This window comes from Pseudomonas farris (genome assembly GCF_019145235.1).
Taxonomy (GTDB): domain Bacteria; phylum Pseudomonadota; class Gammaproteobacteria; order Pseudomonadales; family Pseudomonadaceae; genus Aquipseudomonas; species Aquipseudomonas farris.
This window is the reverse complement of the sequence record NZ_JAHSTV010000011.1, coordinates 235115-256352: the sequence shown is the minus strand read 5'-3', so window position 1 is coordinate 256352 and position 21238 is coordinate 235115. Positions and strand designations below refer to the sequence as shown.

Annotated in this window: 23 protein-coding genes; all 23 read left to right on the top strand. The window is 59.5% G+C overall.

Translation table 11 applies throughout. The annotated features are described in order from the left end of the window. Nucleotides 1-134: 134 nt before the first annotated feature. The 23 genes from fliL (at nucleotide 135) to KVG95_RS23240 (ending at nucleotide 21109) form a co-directional block, all read left to right on the top strand. Entirely contained in the window at nucleotides 135-638 is a 504-nt protein-coding gene (gene fliL / locus KVG95_RS23350) for a flagellar basal body-associated protein FliL (protein WP_052966706.1), read from the top strand. A gap of 9 nt (nucleotides 639-647) precedes the next feature. Beyond that, nucleotides 648-1616 carry a flagellar motor switch protein FliM gene (gene fliM / locus KVG95_RS23345; protein ID WP_008072629.1) on the top strand — a complete coding sequence of 323 codons (969 nt, stop codon included), beginning with the start codon at nucleotides 648-650 and terminating at the stop codon, nucleotides 1614-1616. Between the two features lie 67 nt (nucleotides 1617-1683). Then, nucleotides 1684-2142, top strand: a complete 459-nt coding sequence (fliN, locus tag KVG95_RS23340) for a flagellar motor switch protein FliN (RefSeq protein WP_437180802.1) — start codon at nucleotides 1684-1686, stop codon at nucleotides 2140-2142. After that, on the top strand, nucleotides 2143-2604 hold the full coding sequence (gene fliO / locus KVG95_RS23335; RefSeq protein WP_217858107.1) for a flagellar biosynthetic protein FliO: 462 nt from the start codon (nucleotides 2143-2145) through the stop codon (nucleotides 2602-2604). It begins immediately after the preceding gene. Continuing rightward, the gene (fliP, locus tag KVG95_RS23330) at nucleotides 2604-3362 is read left to right on the top strand and encodes a flagellar type III secretion system pore protein FliP (protein ID WP_052966797.1); all 759 of its coding nucleotides are present in this window, start codon (nucleotides 2604-2606) and stop codon (nucleotides 3360-3362) included. Before fliO ends, fliP begins: the two co-directional genes overlap by 1 nt. Further along, entirely contained in the window at nucleotides 3359-3628 is a 270-nt protein-coding gene (gene fliQ, locus KVG95_RS23325) for a flagellar biosynthesis protein FliQ (RefSeq protein WP_007948918.1), read from the top strand. Before fliP ends, fliQ begins: the two co-directional genes overlap by 4 nt. 3 nt (nucleotides 3629-3631) lie before the next feature. Then, nucleotides 3632-4414, top strand: coding sequence for a flagellar biosynthetic protein FliR (gene fliR, locus KVG95_RS23320; RefSeq protein WP_052966796.1), 783 nt, complete (start codon nucleotides 3632-3634; stop codon nucleotides 4412-4414). A 3-nt stretch (nucleotides 4415-4417) separates the two neighbouring features. After that, entirely contained in the window at nucleotides 4418-5557 is a 1140-nt protein-coding gene (gene flhB, locus KVG95_RS23315; RefSeq protein WP_052966795.1) for a flagellar biosynthesis protein FlhB, read from the top strand. Between the two features lie 133 nt (nucleotides 5558-5690). Further along, on the top strand, nucleotides 5691-6353 hold the full coding sequence (locus KVG95_RS23310) for a hypothetical protein (protein WP_217858106.1): 663 nt from the start codon (nucleotides 5691-5693) through the stop codon (nucleotides 6351-6353). A 324-nt stretch (nucleotides 6354-6677) separates the two neighbouring features. Beyond that, on the top strand, nucleotides 6678-8807 hold the full coding sequence (flhA, locus tag KVG95_RS23305) for a flagellar biosynthesis protein FlhA (RefSeq protein ID WP_217858105.1): 2130 nt from the start codon (nucleotides 6678-6680) through the stop codon (nucleotides 8805-8807). A gap of 11 nt (nucleotides 8808-8818) precedes the next feature. After that, entirely contained in the window at nucleotides 8819-10144 is a 1326-nt protein-coding gene (gene flhF, locus KVG95_RS23300) for a flagellar biosynthesis GTPase FlhF (protein WP_217858104.1), read from the top strand. 116 nt (nucleotides 10145-10260) lie between these two features. Then, nucleotides 10261-11091 (top strand): flagellar synthesis regulator FleN, encoded by an 831-nt coding sequence (gene fleN / locus KVG95_RS23295; protein ID WP_217858103.1) that lies wholly within the window; start codon nucleotides 10261-10263, stop codon nucleotides 11089-11091. After that, nucleotides 11088-11828, top strand: coding sequence for an RNA polymerase sigma factor FliA (fliA, locus tag KVG95_RS23290; RefSeq protein WP_007894214.1), 741 nt, complete (start codon nucleotides 11088-11090; stop codon nucleotides 11826-11828). Before fleN ends, fliA begins: the two co-directional genes overlap by 4 nt. A gap of 168 nt (nucleotides 11829-11996) precedes the next feature. Beyond that, on the top strand, nucleotides 11997-12368 hold the full coding sequence (locus tag KVG95_RS23285; RefSeq protein WP_008072643.1) for a chemotaxis response regulator CheY: 372 nt from the start codon (nucleotides 11997-11999) through the stop codon (nucleotides 12366-12368). A 30-nt stretch (nucleotides 12369-12398) separates the two neighbouring features. Continuing rightward, a complete protein-coding gene (locus KVG95_RS23280) occupies nucleotides 12399-13187 on the top strand; it encodes a protein phosphatase CheZ (protein ID WP_217858102.1) in 789 nt (262 codons plus the stop codon). Nucleotides 13188-13249: 62 nt separating this feature from the next. Continuing rightward, nucleotides 13250-15496, top strand: a complete 2247-nt coding sequence (locus KVG95_RS23275) for a chemotaxis protein CheA (RefSeq protein ID WP_217858101.1) — start codon at nucleotides 13250-13252, stop codon at nucleotides 15494-15496. A 49-nt stretch (nucleotides 15497-15545) separates the two neighbouring features. Beyond that, nucleotides 15546-16682, top strand: coding sequence for a protein-glutamate methylesterase/protein-glutamine glutaminase (locus tag KVG95_RS23270; protein ID WP_217858100.1), 1137 nt, complete (start codon nucleotides 15546-15548; stop codon nucleotides 16680-16682). Then, entirely contained in the window at nucleotides 16682-17422 is a 741-nt protein-coding gene (locus tag KVG95_RS23265) for a flagellar motor protein (RefSeq protein WP_008072647.1), read from the top strand. The genes KVG95_RS23270 and KVG95_RS23265 overlap by 1 nt, the downstream gene beginning before the upstream one ends. 15 nt (nucleotides 17423-17437) lie before the next feature. After that, on the top strand, nucleotides 17438-18331 hold the full coding sequence (gene motD, locus KVG95_RS23260) for a flagellar motor protein MotD (protein WP_052966788.1): 894 nt from the start codon (nucleotides 17438-17440) through the stop codon (nucleotides 18329-18331). A 43-nt stretch (nucleotides 18332-18374) separates the two neighbouring features. Then, entirely contained in the window at nucleotides 18375-19163 is a 789-nt protein-coding gene (locus KVG95_RS23255; protein ID WP_052966787.1) for a ParA family protein, read from the top strand. Nucleotides 19164-19280: 117 nt separating this feature from the next. Beyond that, nucleotides 19281-20147, top strand: coding sequence for a CheW domain-containing protein (locus tag KVG95_RS23250; protein ID WP_217858099.1), 867 nt, complete (start codon nucleotides 19281-19283; stop codon nucleotides 20145-20147). Nucleotides 20148-20230: 83 nt separating this feature from the next. Continuing rightward, nucleotides 20231-20716, top strand: coding sequence for a chemotaxis protein CheW (locus tag KVG95_RS23245; protein WP_007980742.1), 486 nt, complete (start codon nucleotides 20231-20233; stop codon nucleotides 20714-20716). Then, nucleotides 20717-21109: a DUF2802 domain-containing protein gene (locus tag KVG95_RS23240; RefSeq protein ID WP_217858098.1), complete on the top strand. Its 393-nt coding sequence runs from the start codon at nucleotides 20717-20719 to the stop codon at nucleotides 21107-21109. Nucleotides 21110-21238: the final 129 nt, after the last annotated feature.

Below are 21238 nucleotides of genomic sequence, written 5' to 3'. Positions count from 1 at the left end.
GCAAGCCCGCTCCCACATTTGATTGGTGCTCGCCGATCATTCGCCGTCTCCCTACCTCCCGACACTTCTGGCATAACACTTGCTCTTGCCTTGCCGTGCGACTGTGAAAACCCGAATAGTGACGGATTATTGGCATGGCTAAGAGCGACGCAGCACCAGTGAAAGACCCCGCAACCAAAGGCAAAATCAAGCTGATCATTGTGATCGTCGTGGCCTTGTTGCTGGCGATCGGCTTGTCCGTGGGGGCGACCTGGTTCTTCATGCACAGCGCCCAAAGCAAGCCTGCCCCCGAGGCTGAAACCGCTGTGGTCGGCAAGCAGCCGGCGATCTTTGAGCCCATGGCGCCGGCCTTCGTGGCCAACTACAACCAGAACGGCCGCCAGCGCTACATGCAGGTGAGTATCACCCTGCAGGGCCGCAATCAGGCCGATCTGGAAGCGCTCAAAGTCCATATGCCGGTGATCCGCAATAACCTGGTGATGCTGTTTTCCGGTCAGGATTTCGCCACGCTGGCGACCCCGGTCGGGCAGGAAATGTTGCGTCAGAAGGCCACGGCCAGCGTCCAGGAAGTGGCGCAGAAAGAGCTGGGCAAAGTGGTGATCGAACAGTTGCTTTTCACTAATTTCGTACTGCAGTAGGAACACGACATGGCCGTGCAGGACCTGCTGTCCCAGGATGAGATCGATGCGCTATTGCATGGCGTCGACGATGGTCTGGTACAGACCGATAACGCTGCCGAACCCGGCAGTGTCAAAAGCTACGACCTGACCAGCCAGGATCGCATCGTCCGTGGACGCATGCCGACCCTGGAGATGATCAACGAGCGTTTCGCCCGCTACACCCGCATCAGCATGTTCAACATGCTGCGCCGCTCGGCGGACGTTGCCGTCGGTGGCGTGCAGGTGATGAAGTTCGGCGAATACGTGCACTCGCTGTACGTGCCGACCAGTCTCAACCTGGTCAAGATCAAACCGCTGCGCGGTACTGCGCTGTTCATCCTCGACGCCAAACTGGTGTTCAAACTGGTGGACAACTTCTTCGGCGGCGATGGCCGTCACGCGAAGATCGAAGGGCGTGAATTCACCCCCACCGAGCTGCGTGTCGTGCGCATGGTGCTGGAACAGGCCTTCGTCGATTTGAAGGAAGCCTGGCAGGCGATCATGGAAGTGAACTTCGAGTACATCAACTCGGAAGTGAACCCGGCCATGGCCAACATCGTCGGCCCGAGCGAAGCCGTTGTGGTGTCGACGTTCCACATCGAGCTCGATGGCGGTGGCGGCGACCTGCACGTGACCATGCCGTATTCGATGATCGAGCCGGTGCGTGAAATGCTCGACGCCGGCTTCCAGTCGGACCTCGACGATCAGGACGAGCGCTGGATCAACGCCTTGCGCCAAGACGTGCTGGACGTCGACGTACCGATCGGTGCCACCGTGGCCCGCCGACAGCTGCGCCTTCGCGACATCCTGCACATGCAGCCCGGGGACATTATTCCGGTCGAGATGCCGGAAGAAATGATCATGCGCGCCAACGGCGTACCGGCCTTCAAGGTCAAGATGGGCTCGCACAAAGGCAACCTTGCGTTGCAGGTGATCGAGCCGATCGAGCGCCGCTGACCGGCGCTCCAACCCCCCCTTTTAATTGACTGCTCTTGATTGAGCAGGTGCCCGCCGAGGACAAATGATGAATGACGATATGAACGCCCAGGACGACCAGGCACTGGCTGATGAGTGGGCTGCAGCCCTGGAAGAAACCGGTGACGCCGGGCAGGACGATATCGATGCCTTGCTGGCCGCCGACGCCGCCAGTTCGCCGTCCAACCGTCTACCGATGGAAGAATTCGGCAGCGTGGCAAAGAACAACGATCCGGTGACGCTGGACGGTCCGAACCTGGATGTGATCCTCGATATTCCGGTATCGATTTCCATGGAAGTCGGCAGTACCGATATCAACATCCGCAACCTGCTGCAACTCAACCAGGGTTCGGTGATCGAGCTCGATCGTCTGGCCGGCGAGCCGCTGGACGTGCTGGTCAACGGCACGCTCATCGCCCACGGTGAAGTGGTGGTGGTCAACGAAAAGTTCGGCATTCGCCTGACCGACGTGATCAGCCCAAGCGAACGCATCAAGAAGCTGCGCTGAGTGAAAAAGGTTCTGGGTTTTGTGCTTGGGTTGGCGCTGGCCTTGCCGTTAAGCGTTTTGGCGGCCGAGCCCACGACGTCGGCTGCGACAGCGGCTGCCGCACCGGCCGTCAGTAGCGGTGTGGCCGGGCAATTGACGCAGTTGGTGTTCGGCTTGCTGCTGGTGCTGGGGTTGATCTTCTTCCTCGCCTGGCTGCTGCGCCGGGTCCAACAGGCTGGGCCGGCCGGCAAGGGGCAGGTGATCGAGCTGATCGGTTCACGGGCGCTAGGTCCCCGTGATCGTTTGATGCTGGTGCAGGTCGGCAACGAACAAATCCTGCTCGGCCTGAGCCCCGGCAGCATCACTGCGTTGCATGTGCTCAAGGAGCCGGTGCAAGTGCCGAGCGGGACTGAAAAAGCGACCCCAGAGTTTGCCCAGCGCCTGTTGGAGCTGTTGGGCAAGGACCACAAGGATAAGAAGTAATGGGTGCGCTACGCATCGTCTTGACGCTGGCCCTGATGCTGGTCGCGCCGCTGGCGTTCGCCGCCGATCCGTTGTCGATCCCGGCGATCACCTTGGGCACTAACGCCGAAGGCGCTCAGGAATACTCGGTCAGCCTGCAAATCCTGCTGATCATGACTGCGCTGAGTTTCATCCCTGCGTTCGTCATGCTGATGACCAGTTTCACCCGGATCATTATCGTGTTCTCGATCCTGCGTCAGGCCCTGGGCTTGCAGCAGACACCGTCGAACCAAATCCTCACCGGCATGGCGCTGTTCCTGACTATGTTCATCATGGCGCCGGTATTCGATCGCGTGAATCAGGATGCCTTGCAGCCGTATCTAGCGGAGAAACTCACCGCTCAGGATGCCGTGACCAAGGCGCAGGTGCCGATCAAGGATTTCATGCTGGCCCAGACTCGCAGCAGCGATCTGGAACTGTTCATGCGCTTGTCCAAGCGCACCGACATTGCTACGCCTGATCAGGCGCCGCTGACGATTCTGGTGCCGGCGTTCGTGACCTCTGAGCTGAAAACCGCGTTCCAGATCGGCTTCATGATCTTCATCCCGTTCCTGATCATCGACCTTGTGGTGGCCAGTGTACTGATGGCGATGGGTATGATGATGCTCTCGCCACTGATCATTTCCCTGCCGTTCAAAATCATGCTGTTCGTGCTGGTGGATGGCTGGGCGTTGATCATCGGTACCTTGGCGAGCAGCTTCGGCGGCGTTTCACCATGACGCCGGAAGTTGCCGTAGACATCTTTCGCGAAGCGTTGTGGCTGACCACCATGATGGTTGCCGTGCTGGTGATTCCGAGCCTGCTGGTGGGTTTGTTGGTGGCGATGTTCCAGGCAGCCACCCAGATCAACGAACAGACCCTGAGCTTCCTGCCGCGCCTGCTGGTGATGCTGGTGACGCTAATCGTCGCCGGCCCATGGCTGGTGCAGACTTTCATGGAATACATCCTGCAGTTGTACGGCAGTATTCCTCAGGTCATCGGCTAGACCATGTCGCTGCTGCAGCTGACCGATACCCAGATCAGCACCTGGGTGGCGACGTTCCTGTTGCCGCTGTTTCGCATCGGCTCGTTGCTGATGGTCATGCCGATTTTCGGCACGACCCTGGTGCCCACGCGCATCCGTCTGTACTTCGCCCTGGCGATCACCTTCGTGATCGCCCCCGGCCTGCCGCCGATGCCGCCGGTCAACGCGCTGGACCTGAGCGCGCTGCTGCTGATCGCCGAGCAAATCATCATTGGCGCGGTGTTGGGTTTCTCCTTGCAGCTGTTCTTCCAGGCTTTTGTGGTCGCCGGGCAAATTGTCGCGATCCAGATGGGTATGGGCTTTGCCTCGATGGTCGACCCTACGAATGGTGTGTCTGTGGCGGTGATCGGGCAGTTTTTCACCATGCTGGTGACCCTGCTGTTCCTGTCGATGAATGGCCACTTGGTGGTGTTCGAAGTCCTCACCGAAAGCTTCACCACGTTGCCGGTCGGTGGTGGGTTGATGGTCCATCATTTCTGGGAGCTGGCCGGCAAACTCGGCTGGGTGCTCGGTGCGGCACTGTTGCTGGTGTTGCCGGCGATCACGGCGTTGCTGGTGGTCAACATTGCGTTTGGCGTGATGACCCGGGCGGCGCCGCAGTTGAACATTTTCTCGATCGGCTTCCCGCTGACCCTGGTGCTCGGGCTGTTCATTGTCTGGGTCGGTCTGGCGGACATTCTCAATCAGTATCAACCGCTGGCCTCCGAGGCTTTGCAGTTGTTACGCGAACTGGCACGGGCGCGCTGAGTCATGGCTGAGAGCGAAAGCGGTCAGGACAAAACAGAAGACCCCACGGAGAAACGTAAAAAGGACTCCCGTGAGAAGGGCGAGATTGCGCGCTCCAAGGAGCTCAACACCCTGGCGGTCATGCTCGCCGGCGCCGGCGGGTTGCTGATTTTTGGCGGCGCATTGGCGCAGGACATGATGGAGCTGATGCGCATGAACTTCTCGCTCTCGCGGGAAGTGATTCTGGATCAGCGTTCCATGGGCACGTACCTGCTGCACTCGGGGCAGATCGCCCTCGTTGCGATTCAGCCAGTAATGATCACCCTGCTGCTGGCTGCGCTGATCGGTCCGATCTCCCTGGGTGGCTGGCTGTTCGCGGCCGGCTCCATGGCGCCCAAGTTCAGTCGCATGAATCCGGGGGCGGGGCTGAAACGAATGTTCTCGGCCAAGGCGCTGGTGGAGTTGCTCAAGGCCTTGGCGAAGTTTTTCATCGTGTTGTTCGTGGCGTTGGCGGTCTTGTCGGCGGACATCGACGATCTCCTGCGCATCGCCCATGAGCCATTGGACATGGCGATCATTCACAGCCTGCAAGTGGTCGGCTGGAGCACCTTGTGGATGGCTTGTGGGTTGATCATCATCGCTGCGGTCGACGTGCCGGTGCAGCTCTGGGAAAGCCACAAGAAACTGCTGATGACCAAGCAGGAAGTGCGCGACGAGCACAAGGATCAGGAAGGTAAGCCAGAGGTCAAGCAACGCATTCGCCAGTTGCAACGCGAGATGTCCCAGCGGCGGATGATGGCGGCCATTCCCGAGGCCGACGTGGTCATCACCAACCCGACTCACTACGCGGTGGCCCTCAAGTACGATCCAGACAAAGGCAATGCGCCGGTGCTGTTGGCCAAGGGTAGCGACTTCCTGGCCTTGAAGATCCGCGAAATCGCCGTGGCCAACAATGTGTTGCTGCTCGAATCGCCGGCGCTGGCGCGTTCGATCTACTACTCCACCGAGCTAGAGCAGGAAATTCCCGGCGGGCTCTATCTGGCAGTTGCCCAGGTACTGGCCTACGTCTACCAGATCCGCCAGTACCGCGCTGGCAAGGGCAAGCGCCCGGATCCGCTCAAGGATGATTTGCCGATTCCGCCGGATCTGCGTCGCGATTCCTGATAGATCAAAAGATCGCGGCCTTCCATCTATCCGAAAAAACTTTACCTGTTAGTTCTGACAGTAGACGCCCACCGTCTGACGCGTTGTCATGGGCTCGGAAATCTTTCCAGGTGATGTTCATGGGAGCACGGTCATGGCAGAGCGTCAGTACAGAAAGCTTCAAGGAATGGAGTTGGCGTTTGTTTCGGGTGTTTTAGAGGAAAATTCCTCTGAACGGGCGATCGGTTACTCGGTTACGTTCAGAATGTCATTGGACTTTACGCATTTTGTCCACATGGCCAATCAGTACATTGGGGATTACCTGAATAATCCGCTCAATGCTATTCGGCCCGAGCTGGAAGGGTTGGCCTATCACTATTCCTACAACTATCTCTTTGGTGCGGCGGGCAGCATTGGAAACAGTTTGGTCTTATTCGAGGTTTTCACCAATCCCTTGTACTACATGACGGAGTGGTCAGCGGGCACGTTACAACGTCGATACGGCAAACCAGAGTTTGCAGTGGTCGATGGGAAGTTGCAGGTTACTTCGCGGATGGACTTTCGTCGTAAGGATAAGCGTCCGATGCTGATAGACGATTTGCCGATCATTCAATTTGGGTGGGCGCTTAACCTTATGCAGGGTCACGAGTTTTCGTTCCCCCTTATAGCGCCTGCTACGGCGGTTGTGCTTGGTTATGCTGAGGAAGATTTTGTGGCGGTGGAGGACACTCGAATGCGTAGGGGGACGCGCTACATGGTGGGCCGCGAATTGCAGTTTGGCGCCATTAATCCAAAGCAAATTTGGACTGCGGGCTGACTCCGCCAGTGCGCCGGGTTCTCTGATTTTTTATTCCTCGGCGATAGTGGTGATAGCCGTCCTGCGTCTGTTCGCGGCCGGCTCCATGGCGATCTGCCAATTCCACCGGATCTGCGGCGCGACTCCTGTTAGTTGTGTTGGCAATGCTGGCCTCTTCGCGGGCGGCGTTCCGACTTGCCCGCGAAGGCGTCGGTTCAGGCAATACAAATCCCCGAAACAGACCTCTATTTCAAGCCCCGGCAAAAGTTGGAAGGCTTCTTGCAATAGCCGCCCTGCGCCTGCTTCAGGCGTCAAAAGTTTGCTTTAAAGGAACGGGGAAAACCGGTGGATCGCTCTCAGTTATTCAACACTGCACGCACAAACGTTGCCGACCTCAGTCGGGGCAATCTGGGTGTGCCGCTGTTGCTGCTGGTCATGCTGGCCATGATGATGTTGCCGGTGCCGCCGTTCCTGCTGGACGTGTTTTTCACGTTCAACATTGCCTTGTCCATCGTGGTGTTGCTGGTCTGCGTGTACGCTTTGCGGCCGCTGGATTTTGCGGTGTTCCCGACCATTCTGTTGGTGGCGACGTTGCTGCGACTGGCGCTGAACGTGGCCTCGACACGGGTGGTGATGCTCCACGGTCAGGACGGCCACGCCGCCGCCGGTAAGGTGATCCAGGCCTTCGGTGAAGTGGTGATCGGCGGTAACTACGTGGTTGGTATCGTGGTCTTCGCGATTTTGATGATCATCAACTTCGTCGTGGTAACCAAGGGCGCCGGGCGGATTTCCGAGGTGAGCGCGCGCTTCACCCTCGATGCGATGCCCGGCAAACAGATGGCGATCGACGCCGACTTGAACGCCGGCCTGATCGATCAGAACCAGGCGAAACTGCGCCGGATGGAAGCGGCCCAGGAAGCCGAGTTCTACGGCTCGATGGACGGTGCCAGCAAGTTCGTGCGCGGTGACGCAATCGCCGGCCTGCTGATTCTGTTCATCAACCTGATCGGCGGCATGGCGGTCGGTATCTTCCAGCACGGCATGACCTTTGGCGATGCCGGTCGGGTGTATGCCTTGTTGACCATCGGTGACGGTTTGGTGGCGCAATTGCCATCACTGCTGTTGTCGACCGCCGCTGCGATCATGGTGACCCGTGCTTCCGGTTCAGAAGACATGGGTAAGCAGATCAATCGTCAGATGTTCGCCTCGCCGAAAGCCTTGGCGGTGGCCGCTGGCTTGATGGCGGTGATGGGCCTGGTGCCGGGCATGCCGCATTTTTCTTTTCTGAGCATGGCAGCCCTGGCGGCTGGCGGCGCTTATCTGTTCTGGAAGAAGCAGAACATAGTCAAGGTTCAAGCCCTGCAAGAGGTCAAGCGTCAGCAGGAACTGCTGCCATCGCCGGCCCGCGCCCAGGAAACCAAGGAGCTTGGCTGGGATGACGTGACCCCGATCGACATGATCGGCCTGGAAGTCGGTTACCGCCTGATTCCGCTGGTGGATCGCAACCAGGGTGGTCAGTTGCTGGCGCGGATCAAGGGTGTGCGTAAAAAGCTCTCCCAGGACTTGGGCTTCCTGATGCCGACCGTGCATATCCGTGACAACCTCGACCTGGCGCCCAGCGCTTATCGCCTGACCCTGATGGGCGTGATCCTGGCCGAGGCCGAGATTTACCCGGACCGCGAACTGGCGATCAACCCGGGGCAGGTCTACGGCACGCTCAACGGCATTACCGCCAAAGATCCGGCTTTTGGTCTGGAGGCGGTCTGGATCGAAATCAGCCAGCGGGCCCAGGCGCAATCCCTCGGCTACACCGTGGTGGATGCCAGTACGGTAGTGGCAACGCATTTGAACCAGATTTTGTACAAGCACTCCAGCGAGCTGATTGGCCACGAAGAAGTCCAGCAACTCATGCAATTGCTGGCCAAAAGCTCACCGAAACTGGCCGAGGAGTTGGTGCCGGGGGTGGTTTCGCTGTCGCAGTTGCTCAAAGTCTTGCAGGCGTTGCTGGCCGAACAGGTGCCGGTACGGGACATTCGCAGCATCGCCGAAGCCATCGCGAACAACGCCGCCAAGAGTCAAGATACTGCCGCTTTGGTGGCCGCGGTGCGCGTCGGCGTATCCCGTGCAATCGTGCAAAGCATTGTAGGCACTGAGTCGGAGCTGCCTGTGATCACCTTGGAGCCAAGGTTGGAACAAATATTGCTCAATAGTCTTCAGAAGGCAGGACAAGGCTCGGAAGAGGGTGTTCTGCTGGAGCCAAGCATGGCAGAGAAACTGCAACGCTCGTTGATCGAAGCGGCGCAGCGTCAGGAAATGCAAGGTCAACCGGTGATTCTGCTGGTGGCCGGTCCGGTTCGCGCGATGCTCTCGCGATTTGGCCGACTGGCAGTCCCGGGTTTGCATGTGTTGGCTTACCAGGAAATCCCTGACAACAAGCAAGTGACCATCGTTGCGACAGTAGGGCCCAACGGCTGAGGTAGTGGTTTATGCAAGTTAAGCGTTTTTTCGCCGCCGATATGCGTCAGGCCATGAAACTGGTTCGTGATGAGCTGGGCGCCGATGCCGCCATCATTGGCAATCGCCGGATCGCCGGCGGTGTCGAGCTAACGGCTGCCCTGGATTACAAATTGTCGGCGCTGGCCCCGCGTGTTCCGAATATGGAACTCGAGGACGAGCTGCGCAAGACCCAGTCGCGGATCGTCACCGCCCAGGCCGAATTGAGCCTGCGTAGCGATGGCGAGAGCGACAAAGCCACCAATCGCCAATTGTTCGCCGGCCTGCCATTGACCGCCGCCGAGCCGCTGATCGAACCGACATTGGCCGAACCTCGGCGCCCGGCACCTGCGCCTGTCGCAGCGACCGGCGTCGACCCGCGTGCATTCGACTCGATGCGTTTCGAACTCAACAGCCTGCGTGAACTGATGGAAGTTCAACTCGGCTCGCTGGCCTGGAATCAATTGCAAGGCAGCCGTCCAGCCCAGGCCAACCTCTGGCGTCGCTTGCAACGCATCGGCCTGTCCGGCCCGTTGTCGCGCGACCTGCTGGCACTGATTACCGATATTGAAGAACCCCGTCAGGCCTGGCGCATGTTGCTCGCGCACCTGGCACGGATGATTGCCACCCCGGAAGTCGAGCCATTGGAAGAGGGCGGTGTGATTGCCATGGTCGGCCCAGCCGGTATGGGCAAGACCACCACGCTGGCCAAACTCGCCGCGCGTTATGTGCTCAAGTACGGCGCGCAAAACATCGCGCTGGTGAGCATGGACAGCTACCGCATTGGTGCTCAGGAACAGCTCAAGACTCTGGGCCGCATCCTCAATGTGTCAGTGACTCATGTCGACCCGGGCCAATCGCTGGTGCAGGCGCTGGAGCCTTTGCTGCGCAAACGCGTGGTGCTGATCGATACCGCCGGCCTGCAGGCCAGCGATCCGGCACTGCGCATGCAGCTCGAAAGCCTGGCCGGACGCGGCATCAAATCAAAAAATTATCTGGTCTTGGCAACCACTAGCCAGAAACAGGTTCTAACCGCTGCTTATCACAGTTACAAACGTTGCGGCCTTGCCGGCTGCATCCTGACTAAACTGGATGAAACGGCAAGCTTGGGCGAGGTGTTGAGCCTGGCCATCAGTCATGAACTGCCGGTGGCTTACCTGACCGATGGCCCGCGGATCCCGGATGATTTGCATCTGCCGCGTCGTCATCAGTTGGTCAGTCGCGCCGTTAGCGTGCAAATGCAGGAAGAACCCAGCGAAGAAGCCATGGCTGACATGTTCGCTGACCTTTACCACAGTCCGACCAAGCGGGTTGGCTGAGGTATTAATGAACAGTTTTTGTACCTACATCGATGGTCTGCCATGCATTGTTCAGTTTGTGAACGCGCAGCCAGTAATGTGGCCTCCGTCTAAGTAAGACAAGGTAAAGAAATAACATGGGCAGCATGCATCCCGTACAGGTGATCGCGGTGACCGGCGGCAAAGGTGGCGTCGGGAAGACTAACGTGTCAGTGAACTTGTCCCTGGCTCTAGCTGAGCTCGGCCGGCGCGTCATGCTGCTGGATGCCGATCTGGGGCTGGCGAACGTCGACGTCCTGCTGGGGCTGACACCCAAACGTACCCTGGCCGACGTGATCGAAGGCCGCTGTGAGCTGCGCGACGTGCTGTTGCAGGGGGCTGGCGGGATCCGCATCGTCCCGGCTGCGTCCGGCACCCAGAGCATGGTTCATCTGAGCCCGGCCCAGCATGCCGGCCTGATCCAGGCCTTCAGCGACATCGGCGACAACCTCGACGTATTGGTGATCGACACCGCTGCGGGCATTGGTGACTCGGTAGTCAGTTTCGTCCGCGCAGCGCAAGAAGTCTTGCTGGTGGTGTGCGACGAGCCGACCTCCATCACTGACGCCTACGCGCTGATCAAACTGCTTAACCGCGACTACGGCATGAATCGTTTCCGCGTCCTGGCCAACATGGCGCAGAGCCCGCAGGAAGGCCGCAACCTGTTCGCCAAGTTGACCAAGGTCACGGATCGTTTCCTCGACGTCGCCTTGCAATACGTCGGTGCGGTGCCTTACGACGAAAGCGTGCGCAAGGCCGTGCAGAAGCAGCGTGCCGTCTACGAAGCCTTCCCGCGCTCCAAGTGCGCCCTGGCGTTCAAGGCCATTGCGCAGAAGGTCGATACCTGGCCACTGCCGGCCAACCCTCGCGGGCATCTGGAGTTTTTCGTCGAGCGCCTCGTGCAACAAACGGCAGGACCCGTCCTATGACAGCCAGTGGCTACAACCTCTACAAGAAGTCGGCACGTGACGCGCAGTACGAGCTGATCGAGCGTTACGCGCCACTGGTCAAACGCATTGCCTACCACTTGCTGGCGCGTTTGCCGGCCAGTGTCCAGGTCGAAGACTTGATCCAGGCCGGGATGATCGGCCTGCTTGAAGTATCAACCAAATACGACGCCAGCAAAGGCGCGAGTTTCGAGACGTACGCGGGCATTCGAATCCGCGGCGCGATGCTCGATGAAGTGCGCAAGGGGGACTGGGCGCCACGTTCGGTTCACCGCAATACCCGCATGGTCAGCGACGCGATTCGCTCGATTGAAGCTAAAACCGGCCGTGACGCTAAAGATCACGAAGTTGCGGCCGAACTCCAATTGAGTCTCGATGATTATTACGGGATTTTGAACGACACCCTGGGCAGCCGGTTATTCAGTTTCGACGATCTGTTGCAGGACGGCGAACACGAAGGGCTGCACGAGGATGGCGCCAGTGCTCATCTCGAGCCGTCACGCGATCTGGAAGATGAACGCTTCCAGGCGGCGCTGGCGGACGCGATTGCCAATTTGCCGGAGCGTGAGCGACTGGTGTTGGCGCTGTACTACGACGAAGAGTTGAACCTCAAGGAAATCGGTGAGGTCCTGGGGGTCAGCGAATCGCGGGTCAGCCAGTTACACAGCCAGTGCGCGGCCCGTTTGCGGGGGCGTTTGGGGGAGTGGCGAGCGCGCTGACAGGCAGTGTGGGGACACTGCGAACGAGGTTGGTACGGCATTTTGCTGCACCCGTCACGGCCCGTTGTAATCCATACAACTGTTGAGTGTTACGCCGAATTGATTGAACGGCGCGTTCAGGTGCTGCGCGCGTTTTAAGACTGCTTGGAGGTCGAATTGGACAAGAATATGAAAATCCTCATCGTTGATGACTTCTCAACGATGCGGCGGATCATAAAAAACCTGTTGCGTGACCTTGGGTTCACCAACACGGTCGAGGCGGATGACGGTATTACCGCGATTCCGGTCCTCAACAGCGGGAGCATCGACTTTCTGGTAACGGACTGGAACATGCCCGGCATGACCGGTATTGATCTGCTGCGCCACGTACGTGCCGATGAAAAACTCAAACACCTGCCGGTGTTGATGGTCACGGCCGAAGCCAAGCGCGAGCAAATCATCGAAGCCGCTCAGGCGGGTGTGAACGGCTATGTGGTCAAGCCATTCACGGCTCAAGCGTTGAAAGACAAGATTGAAAAGATCTTCGAACGCATCGGTTGATGTGCAAAGCCAGTCCGTCACGGGGGAGCTATGGAGCATAACGAATCTTCACAGGGCGATTTTGAGTCGACCCTGAAAAAACACGCGGTCGAACTGGTCGAAAGCCTTGAAAAAGGCAGGTTCGGCGACGCTGTGCAACTGATCCATGAGCTCAACCAGACCCGTGACCGCGGCCTGTACCAGGAAGTGGGCAAGCTCACTCGCGAGCTGCATAGCGCGATCGTCAATTTTCAGATTGACCCGCACATGCCGCAAGCCGAGGAAGTGTCTCAGATTACGGATGCCACCGAGCGCCTGGGTTATGTGGTCAAGCTGACCGAGGCCGCGGCCAACCGCACCATGGACCTGGTGGAAAACGCCACGCCGCTGATCAACAGCCTGAGCGACGAAGCTCAGGCGCTGAGCACGGATTGGGGTCGGTTCATGCGCCGCGAAGTCGGGGCTGAAGAGTTCCGCGAACTGGCCCGGCGGGTTGACGGTTTCCTGACACGCAGCAGCGAAGACAACCGCGTCGTGTCGAGCAACCTCAACGACATTCTGCTGGCCCAGGATTACCAGGACCTCACCGGTCAGGTGATCAAGCGCGTGACCCAATTGGTCACCGACGTTGAAAGCAACCTGCTCAAGCTCGTGCTCATGGCCAGTCAGGTCGACCGCTTTGCGGGTATCGAACATGACCGTGAAGCGATGCTTGCTGAAAAAGATCCGCAAAAACATCTCTCTCAGGGTGAAGGTCCGCAGATTCATGCCGATAAAAGAGAAGACGTTGTGTCCGGTCAGGACGATGTGGACGATTTGTTATCCAGCCTAGGATTTTAGAGTTTTAGTATTTTAGGTTTTTTAGGTTTTTTAGGTTTTTAGACCTCAGGAGCACCCCCTTAATGAGCTTCGGCGCCGATGAAGAGATCCTTCAGGATTTCCTGGTTGAGGCCGGCGAGATTCTAGAGCAACTGTCCGAACAGCTGGTCGAGCTTGAAAGCCGACCGGATGATGCGGATTTGCTCAATGCAATTTTTCGCGGTTTTCACACTGTAAAAGGGGGCGCCGGCTTCCTCCAGCTCAACGAGCTGGTGGAGTGCTGTCACATCGCCGAGAACGTGTTCGACATTCTGCGCAAGGGTGAACGACGCGTCGACTCGGAACTGATGGACGTGGTTCTCGAGGCACTGGACGCGGTGAACGGCATGTTCAGCGAAGTCCGCGAACGCAGCCCGATCACGGCTGCCACGCCTGAATTGCTTGCAGCGTTGGCCCGTTTGGCCGAGCCGCAAACCGCCGATGAAGCGGCACCTGTCGCTGAAGTGGTGCAGGCACCTGCCGCCGAAAGCGAATCAGGTGACATCACCGATAACGAATTCGAACAGCTGCTGGACTCGCTGAATGCCGTCAAGGCTCAGGCCGAGGCTCCCGTGGTTGCTGCGCCGCCTGCCGCCGATGCGGCGGCTAGCGACGAAATCACCGATGCCGAGTTCGAGTCGTTGCTCGATCAACTGCACGGCAAAGGCCAGTTCGCCCCCGATGCAGTGGTCGCGGCGCCCGCCGCACCGGCTGCCCCGAAAGCGGCAGGCGACAGCTCCGACATCACCGACGACGAGTTCGAAGCACTGCTCGATCAGCTGCACGGCAAAGGCAACTTTGCGGTCGATGCGCTGGAGTCGGCGATTGCTTCGGCCCCGGCCCCGGCTGCGCCAACTGCTAAAGCGGCCGGCAGCGATCTGATCTCGGATCATGAGTTCGAATCGCTGCTCGACGAATTGCATGGCAAGGGCAAGTTCACTGAAGTGGGCACCGGTTCTGTTGCTTCCGCGGTAGCAACCCCAGTCGTCAAGGCTGCGGCGCCGGCACCTGTTGCCAAAGCACCTGAACCACAAGCCCAAGCTCCCAAGCCTGCTGCGGCTGCTGCACCGGCGCCTGCCCGTGCCCCGGCTGCGCCGCCGCCGGAAAAACCGGCCAGCGAAGCCGAGACCACGGTGCGGGTCGATACCGCGCGTCTCGACGAAATCATGAACATGGTCGGCGAGTTGGTACTGGTGCGTAACCGCCTGGTCCGTCTGGGCCTCAACAGCGGCGACGAAGCCATGTCCAAGGCCGTGTCGAACCTCGACGTGGTCACGGCCGACCTGCAAACCGCGGTCATGAAGACCCGGATGCAACCGATCAAGAAAGTTTTCGGGCGCTTCCCGCGTCTGGTTCGCGACCTGGCTCGCCAGCTCAAGAAAGAGATCAACCTGGAGCTGGTCGGCGAAGAAACCGACCTCGACAAGAACCTCGTCGAGGCCCTGGCCGACCCGCTGGTCCACTTGGTGCGTAACTCGGTCGACCATGGTATCGAAGAGCCGGCCGAGCGCGAAGCGATGGGTAAACCTCGCAGCGGCAAAGTGATCCTGTCCGCTGAACAGGAAGGCGACCACATCCTGTTGTCCATCTCCGATGACGGCAAAGGCATGGACGCTGATGTTCTGCGCGGTATCGCCGTGAAGAAAGGCCTGATGGACAAGGATGCGGCGGACCGTCTCAGCGAGACCGATTGCTTCAACCTGATTTTCGCTCCGGGCTTCTCGACCAAGACCGAAATCTCCGACGTCTCCGGGCGCGGCGTGGGCATGGACGTGGTGAAAACCAAAATCGCCCAGCTCAACGGCACCATCAATATCTACTCGACCAAGGGCAAGGGCTCGAAGATCGTCATCAAGGTCCCGTTGACCCTGGCGATCATGCCGACGCTGATGGTCATGCTCGGCAACCAGGCGTTCGCGTTCCCGCTGGTGAACGTCAACGAGATCTTCCACCTCGACCTGTCGCGCACCAACGTGGTGGACGGCCAGGAAGTGGTGATCGTGCGGGACAAGGCGCTGCCTCTGTTCTACCTCAAGCGCTGGCTGGTCAGTTCCGCCGCTCACGAAGAGCAGCGCGAAGGCCATGTGGTGATCCTTTCGGTGGGCACTCAGCGGATCGGCTTCGTCGTCGATCAACTCGTGGGCCAGGAAGAAGTGGTCATCAAGCCATTGGGCAAAATGCTCCAGGGAACCCCCGGCATGTCCGGCGCCACCATCACCGGTGACGGCCGCATTGCGCTGATTCTCGATGTTCCGAGCATGCTCAAGCGTTACGCCGCACGGCGTATTTGATTCTGGGGGAGCGGGGCGACTGAGCCTCGCCCCGTCTAACGGAGTGTTTATGGCAGTCAAAGTCCTGGTGGTGGACGATTCGGGGTTTTTCCGCCGCCGCGTCTCGGAAATTCTTTCAGCGGATTCGAATATCCAGGTCGTCGGTACGGCGACCAACGGAAAAGAGGCGATCGATCAGGCATTGGCCCTCAAGCCAGACGTGATCACCATGGACTACGAGATGCCGATGATGGATGGCATCACGGCAGTGCGGCACATCATGCAGCGCTGCCCGACCCCGGTGTTGATGTTCTCCTCGCTGACTCACGAAGGCGCGCGGGTCACCCTCGATGCGCTGGACGCCGGCGCGGTGGACTTCCTGCCGAAGAATTTCGAAGACATCTCCCGTAACCCGGAGAAGGTCAAGCAACTGCTGTGCGAAAAGATTCTCAGCATCTCGCGCAGTAACCGTCGTGTCAGCGCCTACAGCGCCCCGGCGCCGGTAGCTGCGCCAGCCCCGACGCCTGCGCCTTCGAGCGTCAGCAGCTACGGCAGCAGTGCGCCGGCGCGTTCGGCACCGGCTCCGGTGCCGATTCCGGCTCGCACCCATGCAGCGACTCCATCGTCTCCAGCGCCGAAACGCAAAGCTTACAAACTGGTCGCCATCGGTACCTCCACCGGTGGCCCGGTTGCCCTGCAACGGGTGCTGACGCAGTTGCCGGCCAACTTCCCGGCACCGATCGTGTTGATCCAGCACATGCCGGCAGCCTTCACCAAGGCTTTCGCCGAACGTCTGGACAAGCTGTGCCGCATCAGCGTCAAGGAAGCCGAGGATGGCGACATCCTGCGTCCGGGCCTGGCGCTGCTGGCCCCGGGCGGCAAACAAATGATGATCGACGGCCGTGGCGCGGTGAAAATCCTGCCGGGCGACGAACGTCTGAACTACAAGCCGTGCGTGGACATCACCTTCGGCTCCGCGGCCAAATCCTACGGCGACAAAGTTCTGGCGGTGGTACTGACCGGCATGGGCGCCGACGGTCGTGAAGGCGCGCGTCTGCTCAAGCAGGGCGGCAGTGCGATCTGGGCTCAGGACGAAGCCAGCTGCGTGATCTACGGCATGCCAATGGCGATCGTCAAAGCCGAGCTCGCGGACGCGGTCTACAGCCTGGACGATATCGGCCGACACCTGGTCGAGGCGTGTCTCTGATGGATGTACTCAGTCTTATCGGGATCATCATGGCGTTCGTCGCCATCATTGGCGGCAACTACCTTGAAGGTGGTCACCTCGGCGCGTTGGCCAACGGCCCGGCAGCGTTGATCGTACTAGGCGGGACGGTCGGTGCGGCGCTACTGCAATCGCCGATGAGTGCCTTCAAGCGCGCCATGCAGATTCTCGCCTGGATCCTGTTTCCACCGCGCGTGGACCTGGCCGGCGGCATCGATCGCGTAGTGAATTGGAGTCTGACCGCTCGCAAGGAAGGTTTGCTCGGTCTGGAAGGAGTGGCCGACGCCGAACCCGACAGCTACTCACGAAAAGGCCTGCAACTGCTGGTGGACGGCGCCGAGCCGGAAGCGATTCGCAGCATTCTGGAAGTGGATTTCTACACCCAGGAAAGCCGCGACATCGAAGCCGCCAAAGTCTTTGAAAGTATGGGCGGCTACGCGCCGACCATCGGCATCATCGGTGCGGTGATGGGCCTGATCCACGTCATGGGCAACCTGGCCGATCCGTCGCAACTAGGCAGCGGCATTGCTGTTGCCTTCGTCGCCACCATCTATGGCGTGGCCAGTGCCAACCTGATATTGCTGCCGGTTGCCGCCAAGCTCAAGTCCATCGCGTTGCGGCAGTCGCGATATCGCGAGATGTTGCTGGAAGGCATTCTGTCGATCGCCGAAGGTGAAAACCCTCGCTCTATCGAATTGAAGCTTCAGGGCTTCATGGATTGATGGGGGAAATGGACCATGGCTCGTCGCCGGCAACCTGAAGAACACGTAAACCATGAACGCTGGCTCGTTTCCTACGCCGACTTCATTACGTTGCTGTTCGCTTTCTTCGTGGTGATGTACTCGATTTCTTCGATCAACGAAGGCAAGTACAAGGTCATTTCCGAGGCGCTGATCGGGGTGTTTACCGATTCCGATCGAGCCCTCAAGCCGATCCCGATTGGTGACGAGCGACCGAAGACCGTGACCCCGGCCAAGCCGCTGGTCAAGGACAGCGAACAGATCGACGCCGGCATCGCCCAGGCCGCCAATGATCCGCTCAAAAGCATTGCCGATGACATCAGCGCAGCATTCGGCGACTTGATCAGCTCCAACCAGATGACCGTGCGCGGCAATGAGTTATGGGTCGAGATCGAGCTCAATTCCAGCCTGTTGTTCGGCAGCGGCGATGCGATGCCCAGCGACATCGCGTTCAACATCATCGACAAGGTCGCCGCGATCCTCAGGCCGTTCGACAACCCGATCCACGTTGAAGGCTTCACCGACGATCAACCGATCCGCACCGCGCAATACCCGACCAATTGGGAGCTGTCCTCGGCCCGTTCGGCGAGCATCGTGCGCATGCTGGCGATGCAGGGCGTGAACCCCGGTCGGCTGGCGTCGGTAGGTTATGGCGAGTTCCAGCCGGTGGCCAATAACGCCACCGCCGAAGGCCGAGCGCGTAACCGTCGGGTGGTGTTGGTGGTTTCACGAAATCTCGATGTACGCCGCAGCCTCACTGGTACCGGAACGGCCAATGCACAACCGGATGCCGCGTTGAAGCGGGCTGGCACACAAACTGCACCGGCTCCGGTCAAGTCGCCGGGACGAGAGAGCGCCGTCAATTCTCCGTCACCCGCATTAATACGTTGAGCTATTTCTCGGTCGATCTTTTCGACCGGGAGGAACAATCCGAATGAGAGTCTGGGCAGTCGCCAATCAAAAGGGTGGTGTCGGTAAAACCACTTCCTCCATCGCTTTAGCCGGTTTGCTGGCTGAGGCGGGCAAGCGCGTGGTTGTGGTCGATCTCGACCCCCACGGCTCCATGACCAGCTACTTCGGTTACGACCCCGACAGCCTGGAACACAGCAGCTACGACCTGTTTCTGCACAAGGGCAATGTGCCGCAAGGCTTGCCCGGTCAGTTGCTGATGCCCACCAGTGACGAACGCATTTCCCTGTTGCCATCGAGTACCGCGCTGGCAACCCTTGAGCGCCAGTCGCCGGGCCAGAGTGGTTTGGGACTGGTGATCGCCAAGAGCCTGGCGCAACTTTGGCAGGACTTCGATTACGCCGTAATCGACAGCCCGCCGTTGCTCGGCGTACTGATGGTCAATGCCTTGGCGGCGAGCCAGCAGCTGGTGATCCCGGTGCAGACCGAACACTTGGCGGTCAAAGGCCTGGAACGCATGGTCAATACCCTGGCGATGATCAACCGCTCGCGTAAACAGGCGCTGCCGTTCAGCATTGTGCCGACCCTTTTCGACCGTCGTACCCAGGCGTCTCTCGGCACCCTTCGCGTGCTGCGCGACAAGTACCCGGAAGAAATCTGGCAAGGCTACATCCCGATCGACACCCGCTTGCGTGACGCCAGCCGCGCAGGGCTGACGCCATCGCAATTCGACGGCAAGAGCCGTGGCGTTCTCGCTTACCGTGCACTGCTCAAGCATCTGCTGGCGGCGCAACTTGTTCCGCAGGTGGCGTGAGATGAACTCAATCCCTGTAGGAGCTGCCGCAGGCTGCGATCTTTTGATCTTGCTTTGTGACATCTTCGAATCCGCCAAAAGATCGCAGCCTTCGGCAGCGCCTGCGATGGTGTGCGCATGACTCGGCCGGTGAAGATCACCTCGCGCCCGCAACTGGCCCTCCAGTCTTATCTGGACAGCTTGCTGCAGGACGCGACCGAAGAGTTGCTGCCAGAAGTCGAGGCGCTTCCTGAGGTTGTCGAGGTTGAAGCTGCGCTGGATGAGTTCCAGGCTGCCGTGCTTGAAGAACAGGCCCGTGATGCGCAGAAACCGGCCGTGGCCGCTGCACCCATCGTTGCGCCAGTGGTGAAAGCACCGGTGGCCGTGATCGAAGCGCCGGCACCGATTCTGGCGCCCGTGTCGACGATTGCACCACTGCTGCAAGCATTGGTGCCGCCCTTGGTTGAAATTCATCTGCCACCCAGCAACACGCCGCCACCGGTGGAAACCGACGGTCGTCCAGCATGGGCTGCCGAGCCGTTCGAATGCCTGTTGTTCGACGTCGCCGGGTTGACCCTGGCGGTGCCACTGGTATGCCTGGGCTCGATTTATTCTTTGGCCGGTCACGAGTTGACGCCGTTGTTCGGCCAGCCGGAATGGTTCCTCGGGATCCTGCCGAGCCAGGCCGGCAACCTGAAAGTGCTGGATACCGCGCGCTGGGTCATGCCGGATCGTTATCGCGATGATTTCCGCCAGGGCCTGCAATACGTTATTTCGGTTCAGGGCTATGAGTGGGGGCTGGCAGTGCATCAGGTCAGCCGCTCATTGCGCCTGGACCCGAACGAAATCAAATGGCGCAGCCACCGGGGCCAACGGCCGTGGCTGGCGGGCACGGTGATTGAACACATGTGTGCCTTGCTCGACGTTTCCGCACTGGCCGAGCTGATCGCCAGCGGTGGGGCAAAGCACATGGGCGGCAGCAAGCCGACCCACAAACCGACATAAAGCTGCACAACAGACAGGCGACGGCATTCAGTGCCGTCGCACAGAACACACACCGCCAGGGCGGTTTTTTGAGGGGTCAGGGTATGAATGATAAGGCGACAGCTGCAAAGGGTTCCGAAGATCCGATCCTGCAATGGGTAACCTTCAAGCTGGACAACGAAACCTACGGCATCAACGTGATGCGCGTTCAGGAAGTCCTGCGCTACACCGAAATCGCCCCGGTCCCGGGTGCTCCAAGCTACGTGCTGGGCATCATCAACCTGCGCGGTAACGTGGTCACCGTGATCGACACCCGTCAGCGCTTCGGCCTGATGAATGCCGAAATCAGCGACAACACCCGCATCGTCATCATCGAAGCCGACAAGCAAGTGGTCGGGATCATGGTCGACAGCGTGGCTGAAGTGGTTTACCTGCGTCAGTCGGAAATCGAGACCGCACCAAACGTCGGTAACGAAGAGTCCGCCAAGTTCATCCAAGGCGTGTGCAACAAGAACAACGAACTGCTGATCCTGGTCGAGCTGGACAAGATGATGAGCGAAGAAGAATGGTCGGAACTGGAGAGTATCTGATTGATTTTTGAGGTAGCTGTCATTGTCCTGTTCCTCTTCTGGGCAGGCACGCTGGCGATGTTCCTGGCGTACATCCGCGCTCAGCGGCAGATCGCCGCGCAACAGGCCGAGGGCGATGCGCTTCGCGATCAGCGCATCAAGGACCTGGCCAAACGCGTCGACGACTACCAGAACGGCAACGTGCGCATGGGTGAAGACCTGCACGAACTGCGCGCCGTTGTCGGCCCGTTGCCGGACAAACTGGCCCAGCTGGAGCAACGTGATCCGTCGAGTCTTTCATTCGCTCAGGCAGCGCGCCTGGTGGGGATGGGGGCCAGTGTCGATGAACTGACTCAATCTTGCGGGTTGACCCAGGCTGAGGCGGAGTTGATGAGTAAGTTGCACAAGAACTGATTTCCGCGCCGGCGTTGAGATCGCTATTCGCGAGCAAGCCCGCTCCCACAGTGGATCGCTGGTGGACACAGAATGTGTGAACGCCGCCAATTCACTGTGGGAGCGGGCTTGCTCGCGAAGGCGTCCTCG